Origin of the sequence: Sphingorhabdus sp. Alg231-15, from assembly GCF_900149705.1 — a bacterium.
Taxonomy (GTDB): domain Bacteria; phylum Pseudomonadota; class Alphaproteobacteria; order Sphingomonadales; family Sphingomonadaceae; genus Parasphingorhabdus.
This window is the reverse complement of record NZ_LT703001.1, coordinates 966,735-982,568: the sequence shown is the minus strand read 5'-3', so window position 1 is coordinate 982,568 and position 15,834 is coordinate 966,735. Positions and strand designations below refer to the sequence as shown.

At 51.6% G+C, this 15,834-nt stretch carries 18 protein-coding genes; 11 read left to right on the top strand and 7 right to left on the bottom strand.

The genetic code is table 11. The features are described from left to right. Window positions 1-59 precede the first annotated feature (59 nt). The 5 genes from DG177_RS04765 (at window position 60) to DG177_RS04745 (ending at window position 3,759) form a co-directional block, all read left to right on the top strand. Entirely contained in the window at window positions 60-812 is a 753-nt protein-coding gene (locus DG177_RS04765) for a ferritin-like domain-containing protein (RefSeq protein ID WP_337658514.1), read from the top strand. Between the two features lie 146 nt (window positions 813-958). Further along, window positions 959-1,630 (top strand): M23 family metallopeptidase, encoded by a 672-nt coding sequence (locus DG177_RS04760; RefSeq protein WP_337658513.1) that lies wholly within the window; start codon window positions 959-961, stop codon window positions 1,628-1,630. Between the two features lie 160 nt (window positions 1,631-1,790). Next, on the top strand, window positions 1,791-2,144 hold the full coding sequence (gene erpA / locus DG177_RS04755; RefSeq protein ID WP_108812775.1) for an iron-sulfur cluster insertion protein ErpA: 354 nt from the start codon (window positions 1,791-1,793) through the stop codon (window positions 2,142-2,144). A gap of 11 nt (window positions 2,145-2,155) precedes the next feature. Beyond that, on the top strand, window positions 2,156-2,944 hold the full coding sequence (xth, locus tag DG177_RS04750) for an exodeoxyribonuclease III (protein WP_108810446.1): 789 nt from the start codon (window positions 2,156-2,158) through the stop codon (window positions 2,942-2,944). Between the two features lie 44 nt (window positions 2,945-2,988). Then, complete coding sequence (locus tag DG177_RS04745; protein ID WP_337658512.1) at window positions 2,989-3,759, top strand: alpha/beta hydrolase; 771 nt, start codon at window positions 2,989-2,991, stop codon at window positions 3,757-3,759. A gap of 29 nt (window positions 3,760-3,788) precedes the next feature. On the opposite strand, the gene DG177_RS04740 is transcribed toward DG177_RS04745, so the two are convergent. Then, window positions 3,789-4,943, bottom strand: coding sequence for a GNAT family N-acetyltransferase (locus tag DG177_RS04740; protein WP_108810444.1), 1,155 nt, complete (start codon window positions 4,941-4,943; stop codon window positions 3,789-3,791). Window positions 4,944-5,133: 190 nt separating this feature from the next. On the opposite strand from DG177_RS04740, the gene DG177_RS04735 reads away from it, so the two are divergent. Next, entirely contained in the window at window positions 5,134-6,228 is a 1,095-nt protein-coding gene (locus DG177_RS04735) for a fatty acid desaturase (RefSeq protein WP_108810443.1), read from the top strand. A gap of 2 nt (window positions 6,229-6,230) precedes the next feature. Here DG177_RS04735 and lptG read toward each other — a convergent pair whose 3' ends face one another. Both lptG and lptF read right to left on the bottom strand, forming a co-directional pair. Continuing rightward, window positions 6,231-7,319 (bottom strand): LPS export ABC transporter permease LptG, encoded by a 1,089-nt coding sequence (gene lptG, locus DG177_RS04730; RefSeq protein ID WP_337658511.1) that lies wholly within the window; start codon window positions 7,317-7,319, stop codon window positions 6,231-6,233. Window positions 7,320-7,361: 42 nt separating this feature from the next. Further along, the gene (gene lptF / locus DG177_RS04725; RefSeq protein ID WP_108810442.1) at window positions 7,362-8,570 is read right to left on the bottom strand and encodes an LPS export ABC transporter permease LptF; all 1,209 of its coding nucleotides are present in this window, start codon (window positions 8,568-8,570) and stop codon (window positions 7,362-7,364) included. 123 nt (window positions 8,571-8,693) lie between these two features. Here lptF and DG177_RS04720 point away from each other — a divergent pair, with 123 nt between their 5' ends. From DG177_RS04720 to DG177_RS04705, 4 genes are read left to right on the top strand one after another with little or no spacing between them, the layout of a single operon-like run. Next, complete coding sequence (locus tag DG177_RS04720; RefSeq protein ID WP_108810441.1) at window positions 8,694-9,176, top strand: DUF2141 domain-containing protein; 483 nt, start codon at window positions 8,694-8,696, stop codon at window positions 9,174-9,176. A gap of 35 nt (window positions 9,177-9,211) precedes the next feature. After that, a complete protein-coding gene (locus DG177_RS04715) occupies window positions 9,212-10,186 on the top strand; it encodes a diacylglycerol kinase family protein (protein WP_108810440.1) in 975 nt (324 codons plus the stop codon). A gap of 15 nt (window positions 10,187-10,201) precedes the next feature. Next, the gene (locus DG177_RS04710) at window positions 10,202-11,104 is read left to right on the top strand and encodes a hypothetical protein (protein ID WP_108810439.1); all 903 of its coding nucleotides are present in this window, start codon (window positions 10,202-10,204) and stop codon (window positions 11,102-11,104) included. Between the two features lie 36 nt (window positions 11,105-11,140). Beyond that, on the top strand, window positions 11,141-11,536 hold the full coding sequence (locus DG177_RS04705; protein ID WP_108810438.1) for a cupin: 396 nt from the start codon (window positions 11,141-11,143) through the stop codon (window positions 11,534-11,536). 10 nt (window positions 11,537-11,546) lie between these two features. Here the strand turns inward: DG177_RS04705 and DG177_RS04700 are convergent, their stop codons facing one another. The 3 genes from DG177_RS04700 to DG177_RS04690 form a co-directional block, all read right to left on the bottom strand. Continuing rightward, complete coding sequence (locus tag DG177_RS04700) at window positions 11,547-12,341, bottom strand: enoyl-CoA hydratase-related protein (protein WP_108810437.1); 795 nt, start codon at window positions 12,339-12,341, stop codon at window positions 11,547-11,549. Window positions 12,342-12,362: 21 nt separating this feature from the next. Next, window positions 12,363-13,562, bottom strand: a complete 1,200-nt coding sequence (gene spt / locus DG177_RS04695; RefSeq protein ID WP_108810436.1) for a serine palmitoyltransferase — start codon at window positions 13,560-13,562, stop codon at window positions 12,363-12,365. Window positions 13,563-13,665: 103 nt separating this feature from the next. After that, window positions 13,666-13,911: a phosphopantetheine-binding protein gene (locus tag DG177_RS04690; protein WP_108810435.1), complete on the bottom strand. Its 246-nt coding sequence runs from the start codon at window positions 13,909-13,911 to the stop codon at window positions 13,666-13,668. Between the two features lie 186 nt (window positions 13,912-14,097). Between DG177_RS04690 and DG177_RS04685 the strand changes: the two genes are divergently transcribed. Beyond that, on the top strand, window positions 14,098-14,616 hold the full coding sequence (locus DG177_RS04685; protein ID WP_108810434.1) for a Pycsar system effector family protein: 519 nt from the start codon (window positions 14,098-14,100) through the stop codon (window positions 14,614-14,616). Window positions 14,617-14,625: 9 nt separating this feature from the next. On the opposite strand, the gene DG177_RS04680 is transcribed toward DG177_RS04685, so the two are convergent. Further along, window positions 14,626-15,816 (bottom strand): cytochrome P450, encoded by a 1,191-nt coding sequence (locus DG177_RS04680; RefSeq protein WP_108810433.1) that lies wholly within the window; start codon window positions 15,814-15,816, stop codon window positions 14,626-14,628. Window positions 15,817-15,834: the final 18 nt, after the last annotated feature.

Genomic DNA, 15,834 nt, shown 5'->3' with positions numbered 1-15,834 from the left:
CTTTGAACATTGCTACAACCATGAAGCCGTCGGCGGGCGATGCAGTAAGGCGGGTTCTTATGACCTCCGATCCTGCGGCGAAGGTCATGGCGGCGCGGCAAGCTGCCAGAGAATGGCGCAAGGGTAGGTTGAACCAGGATTTTAGCGTCTCAATGCCCGATGTTCCGGCCCGACCTAGTCGGCCTGAACTCCTTCGACCTGGTCAGATGCCCCGGCGAGGCAAAGGGACATCGGTGACGAAACGTATCGCGTTAATCCACGCCTTGGCCCATATTGAATTTGTCGCAATCGACCTGGCTTTCGATATGATCGGGCGATTTGGAGCCGAGTTTCCAGCTGAATTTGCCGACGACTGGTTCCGTGTTGGAGCCGAAGAAGCGATGCATTTCGTGCTTTTGGATCGTAGGCTGCGGGAAATGGGCAGTTTTTATGGCGATCTGCCAGCTCATGACGGCCTTTGGGATACTGCAAAAGAGACGGCCTACAATGCCTCTGCGAGGCTGGCGATTGTCCCGATGGTACTTGAAGCACGGGGGCTGGATATCACACTTGATACGGTTGAGCGCTTCAAGGCTCAGGGTGATATGCTCACGGCGAAGGTGCTGAACCGTATCTATCATGACGAGATAAATCACGTGTTTTTCGGCACGAAATGGTTCGAATATTACTGTGAAAGGGAAAAAACAGACCCCCATCACCACTGGAAAAATCTTGTAAAATCTCACTTTAGAGGCGGGTTAAAGCCTCCATTTAACGACTCAGCCCGCCATGCAGCCGGTTTAACTCAGGAATATTATCTTGGTATTGAATAATTAACCAAAATAAACCTACTTCTAGCTCATACAGAACGGGGGCAGAATTTCTGTCAAAATTTTTGAACCGAGTTGTTCTTCGGTTCGCAGTAGCAGGGCTCGATCAGTTTATGACCGATAGCGTAGTAGGTTTGTATAAAGGAGCTGTGAGCAAAATCACAGCAGTTGCGATCTTCGGATCAGCAATGAGTTTTTCCACCACAGCGATGGCTGCCGAAGCAGAGGATGCGGATGCTAGCCTTCCGGTCGATGTTTTGAAAAACAAGTCATCCGGTTCTGAAAACGTATTGGGTGAGGCTGATCCCGCTTTCCGGCTTCTGTTCAACAAATGGTCCGGACAGGGAAAGAAAACACCTGTTAAGCTAACCATTCCATCCCGCAAGCCAGTAGATTCCTATAGATTGACGAGTTCTTACGGTTTTCGGTCTGATCCATTCAAAGGCCGCCGCGCTCGCCATAAAGGTATCGATATGGCCGGTCCTGTAGGAACACCTATTTATGCAACAGCCGATGGTATCGTAGGCCGCTCGCAATGGGTTCGTGGCTATGGCAATTATATTGAAATCAATCACGGTAACGAGATCCAGACCCGTTACGGACATATGTCCCGCCTTAATGTCAAAGCCAACGCACGCGTCAAAAGCGGCGATTTGATAGGATTCATGGGCTCGACCGGCCGTTCGACGGGAAGCCATCTTCACTATGAAGTGCGCATTGCTGGCGAAGCGGTAAACCCGGTTCCATTCATGCAATCCAACGATTTTCTGCTGGCGCAAAAAGCAACACCCGGCGTTGCTCTTGGTGGACCGGCTGAATAGGCTAAGCTGATATTCCGAAACACCTTTGGGAGAGGGTGCTTTAAAAGGGCTGGTGACGCTGAAACGCTTACCGGCCCTTTTTATTGCCTGACTTACATTTGCGGCCAATTTTCTCGCAGCTTCTTTTGACACTCTGCAGTACAATCCCTATCTTATGCTCATGACCCAGACAGCCGATCAAAAATCCGAACAGGATATCATTCTGACGCCTAATGCTGCGAAACGTGTGGCGGCTATTGCTGAAAAGCAGGAAAAGCCGGCAATCTTGCGCTTGGCGGTTGAAGGTGGCGGATGTTCAGGGTTTCAGTATCGCTTTGGCCTGGCCGAAGAGATTGAGTCCGATGATATTGCGGTCAACGAATCTGGAGTGACTTTGGTGGTTGATGAGATCAGTTTGGATCTGGTGCGCGGTAGCGCCGTCGATTTTGTGGAGTCGCTTGGCGGAAGCGCGTTTCAAGTGACCAATCCCAACGCGGCGTCCGGCTGTGGTTGCGGTTCCAGCTTCTCTGTCTGATCGCCACAGCAGTGAGAATAGCGAGTTTCAACATTAATGGCATAAAGGCGCGCCTGCCGCGTCTATTGGAATGGCTTGAAGAGACCAAACCCGATGTCGCATGTCTGCAGGAAATCAAAAGCCAGGATGAAGGCTTTCCGGCAGCTGAATTTGAAAAGATCGGCTATGGAGCGATCTGGCACGGGCAAAAGAGCTTTAATGGGGTGGCCATTCTAACCCGAGACCAGCAACCGGAAGAGACAAAGCGCGGTCTCGATGGTGAGCCTGAAGACGAACACAGCCGTTATCTTGAAGCCAATGTGAAGAGTACGGATGGGACTTCTGTTCGGGTGGCGAGTATCTATCTCCCTAATGGCAATCCGCAGCCAGGTCCAAAATTTGACTTCAAATTGCGTTGGATGAAGCGCCTACGCAACCGGGCCGCTGAAATCTGGCAGGAGGAAATTCCAGCAGTTCTGGCCGGCGATTATAATGTTATTCCGCGCGATAATGATGTGTTCTCGGTCAAAGCGATGGAAAATGACGCACTGATGCAGCCGGAAAGTCGGCAAGCTTATCAGCGCATAATCAATGATGGCTGGACCGATGCGCTGGGCGTGACCTATCCCGCAGGCAAGATCTGGACTTATTGGGATTATCGCAGCGGTGGTTGGCAGCGCGATCAGGGTTTCCGGATCGATCATCTGCTGCTGAGTCCACTTGCCGCTGACCGGCTTAGCCATTGCGGTGTCGATAAGGACCACCGTGGGCGGGAAAAAGCCAGCGACCATGCACCAACATGGATTGAACTCGATATCTGATGCGTGCCATGCTCGGGAGCTTGGCCATATCTGCGGGGCTTTATTTGGTAATTGTTGCTTTGGCTTACAGCTTTCAGCGCAGCCTGCTTTATTTCCCTGATCAAACGGTTCTGACCGAAATGGAACTGAAAGACGCAGATTTTAGCGCAGTGAATATAGCGGTGAAAGGGTCGGGCGAGCTGCTGTCCTTTTGGCGTGCACCGACCGATCAAACGAAACCTGTTATTCTTCATTTTCATGGCAATGCGGGTTCGCCGGCGTTGCGGTTGCCGATTTACCAGGCTCTGGCGCAAGATGGTGCAGGGGTGCTTGCGGTTGGCTATCCAGGCTATGGCGGAAATCCAGGAGCGCCTAGTGAAGACGCCTTTTATGCTGCAGCACAGGCCCATTATGATTGGTTGATCATCAATGGCCATAGCGCTGAAAAAATTGTGATTGCAGCCCAGTCTCTGGGTACGGGGGTTGCAACATGGTTGGCATCCCGCAACGAGGCAGCCGGTTTGATCCTGGAAGCGGCCTATACGGGCATGGATGACATGGCGCAGCGGCAATTTCCGATTTTACCGGCCAAACTGTTGACCAAGGACCGCTATCGCTCGCTGAACCGGATTGATCAGGTGGATATGCCATTAAGCTGGATCCATGGCACCAATGACGAGCTCATACCGTTCGCGATGGGACAAAAACTGTTCGATGCGGCAAAGGAACCCAAGATATCCCATCCGGTTCAAGGCGGCGGACATAATGATTTATGGATGTATGGTATCGACGCACTGGTGCGAAAGGATGCACAGCGCTTCGTTGAGATCCGTTAGCAGCGCATGTCTGGGGACTATATGTCTCCTCAGATCGCTTTTTCATATAGCGTATAAACCCGATTAATCTTGGACTCGATGGCGTCAGCAATCGCTATCATTCCTTGGTTATCATCCAATACCCAGCCCAGTTCTCCGCGGGTTGCGCCATATTTTGCAACAGCTTCGCGGCGGATATATTCGATCATCATAAATGCCATCTGACTGGCCATCCGACTGTTTTGCAATTCCTTGACGACCCCCATTAGCGGTACACGCATGGTCGGAGATGTTGGAAATTTTAGCCACCAAAGGAGCTTAATCCAGTTAAACGGCAGCAAACTGCCCTTCATTTTTTTCGTTCGATCATTGAGATCGGGCAGGGACATCATGAAGGCCACCGGTTTTCCTTCCAGTTCCGCAATCATGATTAGCTCTTCATATACAATCGGCTTTAATTTGACGCCGACATGGTCAATCTCATGATCTGTCATTGGAACAAATCCCCAATTGTCCGACCATGCATCATTTAAGATATCCATGATGATTTTTGCGTCACGGTCAAAATGTGATTTATCGACTTTGCGGAGTTTCAGCTTGCTGCTGCGTTCTCCCGATTTCACAATTCGTTCAATCAGCGGCGGAAAATCTTCTAAGATGGGCAAATCATAAGTGATAAGCTTTTTTGCGCTCTCATAACCGCTACTTTCAATCCAGCCCCGATATTCCGGCTTGTGATGTCCCATCATCACGGTTGGGCTATGATCATGTCCGGTAGTGAGCAGGCCCGGTTCATCCCATACTGACAGGCTTATCGGCGCGATTATGCGATGCATACCTTGCTCTTTCAGCCATGCCTCAGCTGCTTCGATCAGCGCTCCTGTAGCCTCTCCGTTTTCCGCCTCGAGCAAACCCCAGCTACCGGTACCGGGGCCAAAACCCTGTTCAACAGGTTGTTCCAGCGCCAAATGATCGATATGCGCGCTAATTCTGCCAACGATTTCCCCGCCCTGTTCGGCAAGGAAAAGCTGAACCGTCGCATGCTCAAAAAACGGGTTTTTCTTGGGGCTGAGCAGCGCATAAACTTCGGATTTTAGCGGCGGTACCCAATGCGGATCATCCGCGTTTAAACGATAGGCCAGTTCAACAAAGCTCTTGAGTTGGGCCTTGGTCGTGACGGGTTGAATGACTATATGCGAGGACACTACAGTTTATTGCACCTTTTAAGCATTGAATTGCACTTAGCTTTGCCAAGCTGTGGCGCTAATTAGGCTAGTATGTCAAGCGCTTGAAACGGCCATTGTAATGGCGCGAGGTAGCTTAAGAAACCATAGCAATGCCATCATCTCGCCATGATGTGTTGCTGTAGGCACCAGAACACGAAGACAGGATATTATGAAACATTCCCTTCCTCAGGCGACCGATACCGCAAAAGCGGCGGCTTTTGATGATAACGAATTGATCCGCACGGCTGCCAAAGTCACGCGTGATCTTAATGCCGTTCGTCCGATGATCTACTGGTCGGATCTCGCTGCTTCTGCCGTAATTGGATATGGTGCAATGATCGCAGCGATCATGGTTGATGATATCATTCTGGCGGTGTTGTCCGGAGTTATCTCAGTGCTTGCACTCTATCGTGCGGGGAGTTTCATCCATGAACTGACCCACATACGTCGCGGATCACTTCCGGGATTTCGCTTCGCATGGAACGCGCTTGTCGGTATTCCATTGTTGCTGCCATCTTTCATGTATGAAGGAATCCACAATCTCCATCATGCGCGTACGCGCTATGGAACGGCGGAAGACCCTGAATATCTGCCATTGGCTTTGATGAAGCCTTATACCGTTCCGCTTTTTGTCCTGGTTTCCGCTCTGGCGCCGATTGGATTGTTTATCCGCTATGCGTTACTGGCTCCGCTTTCTGCGCTAATTCCTCCGTTGAGAAAGCTGGTGGTGGAGCGCTATTCCGGTTTGATTATCAATCCCGAATTTCGTCGGCGTCCGCCTGAAGGTGAGTTCAAGAAACAATGGTATGTGCAGGAAATTGCAGCAAGCATCTGGGCAATTGCGTTGCTAACGGCTGTGGCAACCGGGTTTTTGCCAATGAAAGCGTTTCTGATCGTAGTTGCGATCGCTGCCGGTTCGGTTGTGCTCAATCAGATCAGAACTCTGGTGGCACATTTGTGGGAAAATGACGGCGAGGTTATGAGCGTGACCGAGCAGTATCTTGACAGTGTCAACGTACCGCCACCTGCTCTGCTCCCAGCGCTCTGGGCTCCAGTAGGCTTGCGTTATCATGCCTTGCATCATTTGTTGCCCGGCGTTCCGTATCACGGACTTGGCGAGGCGCACCGCCGCATCGCCGAGGCATTGCCAAAAGAGTCGACTTATTACCGTGCCAATCACGAAGGGCTTTGGGGTTTGGTTGCCGGACTGGTGCGAGGCAGCTCTGGCCATGCGGCTTCTGGCCAACCTGACAAAGCGAGCTAACGCTATTCCTCTGTCCGGATAAGCACGGTTTCGCCGATCAGGAAAAACAGGAAAAACGGTGCCCATGCGGCTAAAATCGGCGGGTAAGCCCCGATTGTTCCCATAGCTAGCGAAAAATTATCCGCGACAAAATAGGCAAAGCCAAGTGCCATGCCAAGAACAGCGCGGACGAATAACTGTCCTGACCGCGCCAGACCAAAGGCGGCAACGGCGCCCAATAGCGGCATGAGTACCGCAGATAACGGGCCTGAAATCTTATGCCAGAAACTGGCTTCAAGCCCCATGGTTGGCCGTCCGGCTTCCTTCAGTTCGGCAATAGCGGATCTGAGTTGCCAAAAGGACAGTCCTGCTGCGTTAACATTGGCCAATGTGAATTGATCCGGACGAAGCGTATCGCCGACAATCATACTGTCTTTTTGTTCTTCTGTGCCGGTCAGGACGTTAAATTGGGTAACGCCGGTCATCATCCAGGATGATCCTGTGAACGTTGCTTCCTTGCCTTCCATCAGACTACGTAGGCCGTTGCTTGACCGGTCATATATGGTGATATCTCGCAGGACCACGTCGGTGCCGCGCCCGATTACTGTCTTTGCGTTGACCAGATTACTGCCATCGCGAACCCAAACATTGGTCCGCACATTGCTGGCCGCAGGAATCGGCCCATATTCCACCTTTTCCCAGGCCGACAATCTGGCAGTCGCAGGGGCGACGACCGTCTCGTTAAACAGAAAGGATATGATAGCCACGAACATGCTTGTTATGATCAAGGGAGCAAGAATCTGATGCGCAGAAAGGCCGCCTGCTTTCATCGAAATAACTTCGCTATTCTGGTTTAGCGTTGCCGCTGTGACAATCGTGCCTAACAGAACCGCAAAGGGCAGGAATCGCGCAACCAGCTGTGGTGCGCGCAAGGTGACATAGGTCCAAAGCTCGCCTTGCCCATTGCCTTCCTGCGCCAGGATACGGCCACTTTCACCGAGCAGGTCCAAAGCCTGCAAAACCAGCACGAGCAATGCCAGGACCGCCAGAGTCCGAAGTGTCAGCATTTTCGCCATGTAGAAAGCGAGTGTTCGTGATGGGAAAAAGTTCATGACTGCCCGCCTTCCTCAATAAGGTCGGGGACTGCAAGGCAATTATTTAACATCCGCCCGCTTTCGGTTGAAGTTAAGCAATCCTTTGAAAACGCCACCAAATCTTGAAAAGGCTTTCTCGAGCGCTCCGATCGGTTGTCCTCCGGGTACATGCGCGACCATATGGTACATCCACAATATTAGCCCGCCAAACAGCAGGAACGGGACCCAAAGCGCAATAATCGGATCAACTATACCGAGCGCTCCCAGATCCTCTCCATATTGGTTGACCTTATGATAGGTTACAATCATCACGATCGAGATGAAAACCCCCAATGCTGAATTGGATCTTTTCGGCGGAATCGCAAGCGCCAACGCCAATAGAGGCATCAGCAACATCATGACCACTTCGACCATTCGGTAGTGAAAATTCGCACGACTTTGATTGCGCTCCGCTACGGGACGGGTTTCGTCCAGACCGACTTTTACCAACTCCGGTATAGTATATTCGAGATCTTTACCGCCCCTAGAACGGAAAGCCTCGATATCCGGTAGATCGATCGGCAGATCATGACTGCTGAAGCTTAATATGCGTGGTTTGTCATAATTGGGAGCATCATGAATCAGAACACCTTGAGACAGACGTAATATGATCGTGTCTGGATCGTCCGTCGCAAGAAACTGTCCATTTTCTGCGGTTACCGAGACAATCTGACCGGACTTGCCTTCGGCGCGGACAAACATGCCACTCAATTTTGTGCCATTGTCGCGACTTTCTTCGATGCGCATGGTCATTTTGGAGCCCAAATTGGTGAATTCGCCGACTTTTATAGATGCGCCAAGTGCGCCAGAACGCAGCTCAAAGCGCAACTCCTCGTAATAATATCGGGACAGTGGCTGGATGAAGCCCACAAGAGCCAGATTGACCAACATGAGCGCCACAGCAAACATGTAAGGCACTCTCAAAAGACGGTTATAACCTTGACCAACAGCGCGAAAAACATCCAGTTCCGAGCTCAGTGCCAACTTGCGAAACGCTAGCAAAATCCCCAATATCAAGCCAATCGGAATGCCAAGAGACAGATATTCTGGAATAAGATTGGCGAGCATCCGCCAGACTACACTGACCGGGCCGCCCTCGGCTGCAACAAAATCGAACAGCCTCAACATCTTCTCAAGTACCAGCAACATGGCGGCAATGACCAGCGTGCTGAATAGCGGAACGGCGATCAGACGGGCGATATAGCGATCGGTAGAATTCAGTAATTTCAACTTATCGTCGCCCTCTCACCATGTTTCTGCCGCAAATCATTTTCATAACCCCATCTATATCGGGGCTGATTCTCTATCCGCCGCAGTTTGAACGCGGGTATAACGACTAGGAGTATTTTCGTCATGTTGAAATTTGCAGCGTCTCTTGCGCTTTCAACCGCCGTCTTGGCCATGCCTGCATCGGCAGTAACCGCTGGGCAAAAAATTTCAAATGATATGAGCAAATGCAGGTCTGGCAATGGTCCGGCTGTTCTAGTGAATTTGAGCGGCGTCAAGGCGGCATCCGGAAAGATTCGCGTACAAAGCTATCGCGGAACGAAATCGGAGTGGCTGAAAAAAGGTGCGTGGATTAGCCGCATTGAGGCGCCTGCAAAGAGCGATACTATGACTTTTTGCGTGCCTATGCCTGCCAGCGGTACCTATGGCATCGCCGTACGTCACGATGTGAACGGAAATGGCAAGACTGATATCTCCAAAGATGGTGGCGGTATGTCGAACAACCCGAGCATCAATATCTTTAATTTGGGCAAGCCGAGTTACAAAAAGACCAAATTCACGGTTGGCAATGAAGTGAAATCGATCAACATCAAGATGAAATATCTGTGACGGTCAGATATTTCAGAGAAACGGGCAACTAAATAATGGCCAATGTAGCGCTACTTTCGAATCCAAATTCCACGGGTAATCGTGCGATATTGCCGGAAGTACGCTCTTATTGTGTTAAAAACTGTGATGTTTTCCATTATGAAGTCGATGCCGTGGACGAGATTACCAAAGCGTTGCAGACGATTGCAAAAGTGAAACCCAAAGTGTTGGTGATCAATGGTGGTGACGGCACCGTCCAGGCGGCGCTTACCGAATTGCACCAAGGTGGGCATTTTGGAGATAACCCACCGCCGGTTGCAGTATTGCCTAATGGCAAAACCAATCTGATCGCTCTTGATCTGGGTGCGGAAGGCAATCCGCTGAAAGCACTCGAACGCATCGTGGAAATGGCCAAGCATGATTTGCATGAACATCTTGTAGATCGCGAACTGATTGCGCTGTCCGATGGTCGCAAGGATAGCAAAGTCGTGCTGGGTATGTTCCTTGGCGGAGCGGGCTTATCGGAATTTATTCTATACTGCCGGCATAAAATCTATCCCCTGGGCTTGCCAAATGCGGCATCCCACGTGTTGACAGTTTTTGCTGCTTTGGCTTCGGTACTGTTTGGAATACGCGCAAAATTTCTACCGAACAAACCCTCGCCAATCAGTATTTCTTTGATCAAGAAGGGGCAATATCAGGGTAATTTTGCCATCCTGATCGTGACAACGCTTGAAAAATTGCTGCTGATGCGCCGCTTGACCCAATCACGTGGAAAGCGCGGACGCCTTCAGTTCATGGCAATTGACCAGAAACCGGCGGCACTGCTGCGTTTCATTTTCTCCGTTCTGTTCGGTCGTCTCGGCAAGACAGCGCAAAAAGGTATTCATCTTGAGCAAGGCGATATGATCCGGATCGAAGGCGAAAATAGCAATGTCGTGATGGACGGTGAATTGTTCCGTGCCCAGGAAGGGCGTCCGATTGTTTTGAAATCGACGAAGCCCGTATCTTTCCTTCGCCTCGCTGCTTAGGCTATCATCCGCCGGGTGAGTTATCTGGAACCCCTTGTAGAAGAGGAGCTGGCAGAGCCGGTTGATCCTCGTGTGTCCGCTTTCGCAGCTGCTGTTGCGGCGCAATATGGCGATGCCTCTCGGGCGGTCCTCTTTTATGGCTCTTGTCTCAGGACGACGGAGCTGGAAGGGCAGATGCTGGATTTCTACTTGATCGTGTCCAGCTATGAAGCTGCTTATGGGAAAAGCTGGCTGGTCCGGGCAAACAAGCTCCTGCCGCCAAATGTCTTTCCGGCGGAGCATGACGGATTGGTCGCCAAGATTGCAGTGCTGAGCGAAGAGGATTTCCACAAGCTAAATGGACTAGAGGCCAGTGCAGTAAGTGTTTGGGCGCGCTTTGCGCAGCCGTCACGTCTGGTCTGGTGTGCTGATGATGCAGCGCGCGATAAAGCGGTGGCGGCGATTGCCTGTGCGCCTGTGACCCTGTTTGCACTCGCCTTGCCAGTGTTGGGCATTGAGCCGCAGACGCCGATGCACATCTGGCATCGGGGGTTTGAGCTGACCTATGGAGCCGAACTAAGGGCCGAACGGGCCAACCGTCCCGGCTCAGTGGTTGATGCCGATCCCCAGCGTTACGAACGTTTTGGTCTTGCCACAATGGCTCTTATACAAGAGCAGGATCCATCAGAAACTCGCGAGCTGTCGCTTGCAGAGGCGGAAAAGCGTTGGAAGACCCTGCGGCGCAATGGCAAGCTTTTGACTCTGGCCCGCCTCGCAAAAGCGTCAGGAACCTATGCCGGAGGGATTGATTATCTCGCCTGGAAGATCAACCGCCATGCCGGTACCAACTATGAAATCAAACCCTGGCAGCGGAAATGGCCGATACTGGGCGCGCTTACGATGTTGCCGCGATTAATTGCCGGTGGTGCGATTAAATAGGGTAGGGTGTGCTTCTGAATTTCAGGGAGGCGAACTATGGCTGATAATCTTACCGACAATCCCATTCATCTGGGGCTGGGTGCAACTGCATTTTCCGAACCCCGTTTCACTGGCGATCCGGCCTGGTATCAAGCCTATGGCGAACGCCACGCCAATGATGGAGCAGAGGGACGCCTTGTGTCGCTACACCAGTTTACGGAGCCATGGACCGTTTGGGAAATGCACCCCGTTGGTGCTGAAGTTGTCATGTGCATCAAAGGCGAAATGTCGCTGATTCAGCAAATGGAAGATGGATCAGAGAAACAGATAGCGCTTCAGGAAGGTGAATATGCAATCAATCCACCCGGTGTGTGGCACACCGCGGATATTGAAGCAGAAGCGACAGCACTTTTTATCACGGCAGGGCAGGGCACCGAAAACCGCGATCGTTAGGTGACCCGGGTTAGCGGTCCTTATAGTCCGGCTTACGCTTGCTGAAAAAGGCCTTGGCGGCTTCGCGGCTGTCTTCCGTCAGGCTCAGCATCGCTTGTTGCCGGTCTTCAATCGCCATCGCCGCCTCAAAACTTTGCGCATCGATATTGCGGTTAAGCGCATCTTTGGTCAGGCGCAGGCCCATGGGTGCCGTGTCGAGCATCTCTTCAGCGAGAGAAAGACCGGTGCTGACCAGTTTGTCTTCCTCGACAACTTCACTGATCAACCCCAGTTTCTCAGCGCGTTCAGCATGAATGAACCGGCCGGTCAGGAGCAGTTCGGACGCGAGCGATGATCCGACAAGCCGCGGTAGGAAATAGCTCGACCCCATATCGCAGCCGCCAAGGCCGATTTTGATATAGGCCGCGTTCATTTTCAGACTTGGTGCACCATAGCGGACATCGCTGGCGAGCAGGAGCGAGAAACCGCCACCACAAGCCGCGCCTTGCCCTAGCGCGATAATCGGCTGTGGACATTGCCGCATAAGCTGCATGACCGTCGCAATGCTGCGCTGCGTGCGCCAGATATGCTGGACTTGTCCCCGCGATCCGTCATTTTTCCAGGCGCCGATATCCAGGCCTGCACAAAAAGCCCGTCCTTCTGCGCGAAACAGAACCACCCGAACGTCATGTCGGTCCTGCAGCCCGCGAAAATAATCCTGTAGCGCGAAGATCATGTCTTCGTTCATCGTGTTCAGTTTATCCGGCCGATTGAGCGAGAGAATTTCAATCGCACCGCGTTGTTCGATGAGCAGACTGTTAGTCATTCCTGTCTCCCGCGAGGAGGATTAGATTGCGCCAACCGCTTTGCCTGCTGCTTCAAACATGCCGAGAATTTGATCAACTTGTTCGGTCGTATGCTCGGCACAAAGTGAGCAACGCAGCAAGGTCATGTTTGCCGGCGTTGCTGGTGGCCGCGCCAGATTGACGTAGAGGCCTTCTTCGAGAAGAGCCTGCCACATCATCGCACCGCGTTCCAGATCAGGCATGATCACTGCTATAATCGCGCTTTGCGCGTCCGGAGTGCCCAGCTCAAAGCCCAGATCGCGCAGTCCCTTGTGGAGTTTCTTGCTATTTTCCCACAAATGCGCGCGCTTGTTTCCGCTGTGCATCAGCTTGCGGATCGAGGTGCTCGCGGTTGCCATTACGCTTGGCGGCAGAGAGGCCGTGAACACGTAGGGACGGCAAACCAGCCGCAAGATTTCAAATTTCGGATGGTTGGAGACGCAGAAGCCGCCAACGGTTCCCACCGATTTGCTGAACGTTCCGATGATGAAATCAACATCGTCGATAACGCCCTGGTCCTCAACCACACCGCGGCCATTCTCGCCGATAAAGCCCATGCTATGCGCTTCATCAACCAAGGTCATGGCCCCGTTTTCTTTACAGATCCGGATCATCTCTTTGAGCGGTGCAACATCACCAAGCATCGAATAGACACCTTCGAGTACGACCAGTTTGCCGGCGTCGGCAGGAAGGCGCTTCAGCCGTTTTTCCAGTGCTTCGACATCATTGTGGCGGAAGGCGACAATTTCTGCATTGCCCATAGCGCAGCCATCATAAATGGAGGCATGGCTGTCAATGTCGAGAATGACATAGTCACCTTTGCCAGCTAGCGCGGAAATGATTCCTAGATTGGCCTGATAGCCGGTGGAGAAGACCATTGCATGGTCCATCGCGTAAAATTCTTTGAGCGCTTCTTCGCAATCCTTGTGCGGGCTGTAGGTGCCGTTGAGAACGCGGCTGCCAGTAGTTCCAGAGCCAAAGTCCTTGAGCGCTTGTAGTCCAGCTTGCTGGACATCATCGTCAAAGGTCATGCCCATATAATTATAGGTGCCAAGCAGGATGGTTTCTTTGCCATTACACATGGCGACAGTGGGTGATTTTACTTCTTCCATCACGAGGGAGAAGGGATCTTTGACGCCCGTTGCAAGCAGCGTTTCGCGTTCCTGAATCAGCGGGTCAAATTTACTCAGTAGGTCGGTCATTTGCTTCTCTATTGATCGTCATGCTGAACTTGGATCAGCATCTCTTGGAGACCGTTGTTTCCAATGAGATGCTTGCTCAAGATTGCATTGACGAAATTGTTGTTCAGTTATCCATCAATTTGGCGACAGCGTCAGCAAGCTGACCGACATTTTCGATTTCGGCCTGCATGTTCATGGTGATGATGATATCAAACTCGTCTTCCACCGCAGCAACAAAATCCATAACCGTCAGGCTGTCCCACTCCAGATCGCCGGCAAAGGTGGTATCGTCTTTCAGCTCGACGCCCTTATTGTTAAAGGGTCCAATCAAGGTTTCCACCTTGGCCATAATTTCTTCGCGACTTGCCATGTTTAATTCCCCAATATCCCGGCCTGCTTCATTCTAAGCAACCTTTGCCAATATGAAGTCCCCATTGGCAAGCGAATAAGGCCGAAACAGGGCACAAGGGTGGGCATCTACCCCGTAACTTGCCCAATTGCGCCGATTATGTCACTCTTGCGGCGCATCGGGTCGCGCCTTTGCGGAGGGTCGAGCATGACTGAGGAACGAAAATGGCCGGATGAAGTCATCCAATTGCTGCGTACGACCCAGCAACATCATGTTCAACTCAGTCTGATGGCCGATCACAAAGCTAATATGCTTATTGGCGCAACATTTGTGGTGTTTACTCTGGCTATAGGACAAAGCCATGCCAGCAGCTTCTCTCTGCCTTTGCTGATACTCGCTATTTCAGCGTTTTCTGCGGCCGGTCTGGCCGCGATTGCCGTAATGCCAGCGACCAAGATACGGGCAGGTGCCAATCCCAATATGCTGTTTTTCGGCGCGTTCTCCAAAATATCGGAAGACGAGTTCAAAGATCAGCTTTTGGAGGAGAATTTCGTGGATCAGGAAACGGTTTATCGCACGATGTTGCGTGATATTTATCAAATGGGTGTAGTACTCGAGCGGAAGAAATACCGCTATCTGGGTCTTGCTTACCGAGTATTTCTACTTGGTTTATCAATGACTTTCGTGACATATCTAGCGGAGCAATTTGTGGGTCCGCTGCTTTAAACGGCTGGTCTATTCCCAGCTGAGCCAGAGTTCTTCAATCGCCCAGACCACACCGCCGCGCATGGCTCCTTTCGGTTTATCGGGGTCCAATTGAAACCGGCCAATCTCACGGAACCAGGTTTCATAGAAAATATGCAGCTCCATCCGCGCGAGATGCAGCCCCAGACAGGTGTGGATTCCCGATCCAAAAGCGCCATGGCGATAATGTTTGCGATCAACCGAAACAGTCATCGGATCTTCGTTGAGCTTATCCTCCCATCCGATCATGGCAAGCGGGCAGATAATCTTCTCCCCCTTGGACAATTTCTGATCGCCCAATACCGTATCTTCGTTGATCTGGCGGGGCAGATTGACAAAGCTGTAGCGGCGCAACAATTCTTCGGTGACATCGGGAATACAGGCAGGATCATCGGTAATTCTTGACTGCAGCGCTGTATCTATCGCCAGATGCTTCATGCTGAAACTGAGTGCATTAACAACAGTGTCTAGCCCTGCGAGAAACAGAAGATGCGCGATCGAAAGCAATTCTTCGAATGAAAGAGTGCGTCCGTCAATATCGGATCGGATGATATGACTCATCATATCGTCCTTCGGGTCAGCCTGGCGCTCTTTCACAAATTCCGCCAACATCGCGATAATCTTCTGTTGAACTTGAGCCACTTCGGGCGTGCCAGCTAGTGCAAAATTCTCGTCTACAAGCGCGCGAAACTCATCAAATCGGTCAAGCGGGAGTCCGAGCATTTCCATAAAAACCGATACCGGAAAGCGCGAGCCGACTGCGTCGATAAATTCACACTGCCTGTCGGCCTGGACCGCGCCGATAAGCCTGTCTGCCCATTGCTGGATCCTCTCTTGCAGGGGCGCAATCGCTTTTTTCTCGAAGAACGGTCGCATCATCTGGCGATAGGGTCGATGTTCTGGCGGATCGAGAGATAGCGGGATTGTTTTGGGTATGTTTTCAATATGCGGAATCGAGAAGTTCTCGTTGGAAAAGATATTCGGTTTGCGCAGCAAATCGATCATCAAATCGCCATCGGTGACAATCCAATGGCCACCATTTTGAGGCGTCCAAAACAGGGGAGGGGCTTCGTTTTTCAGGGCCAGAAAGGCATCATGGACATCGACCTTGATCGCCGGTTCGCTATATATGTCGAAATCATGAGTGGGCACGTCATTGCGCACCGCAGCATTGCTTTCCATAACATCATCTCCTAGCTC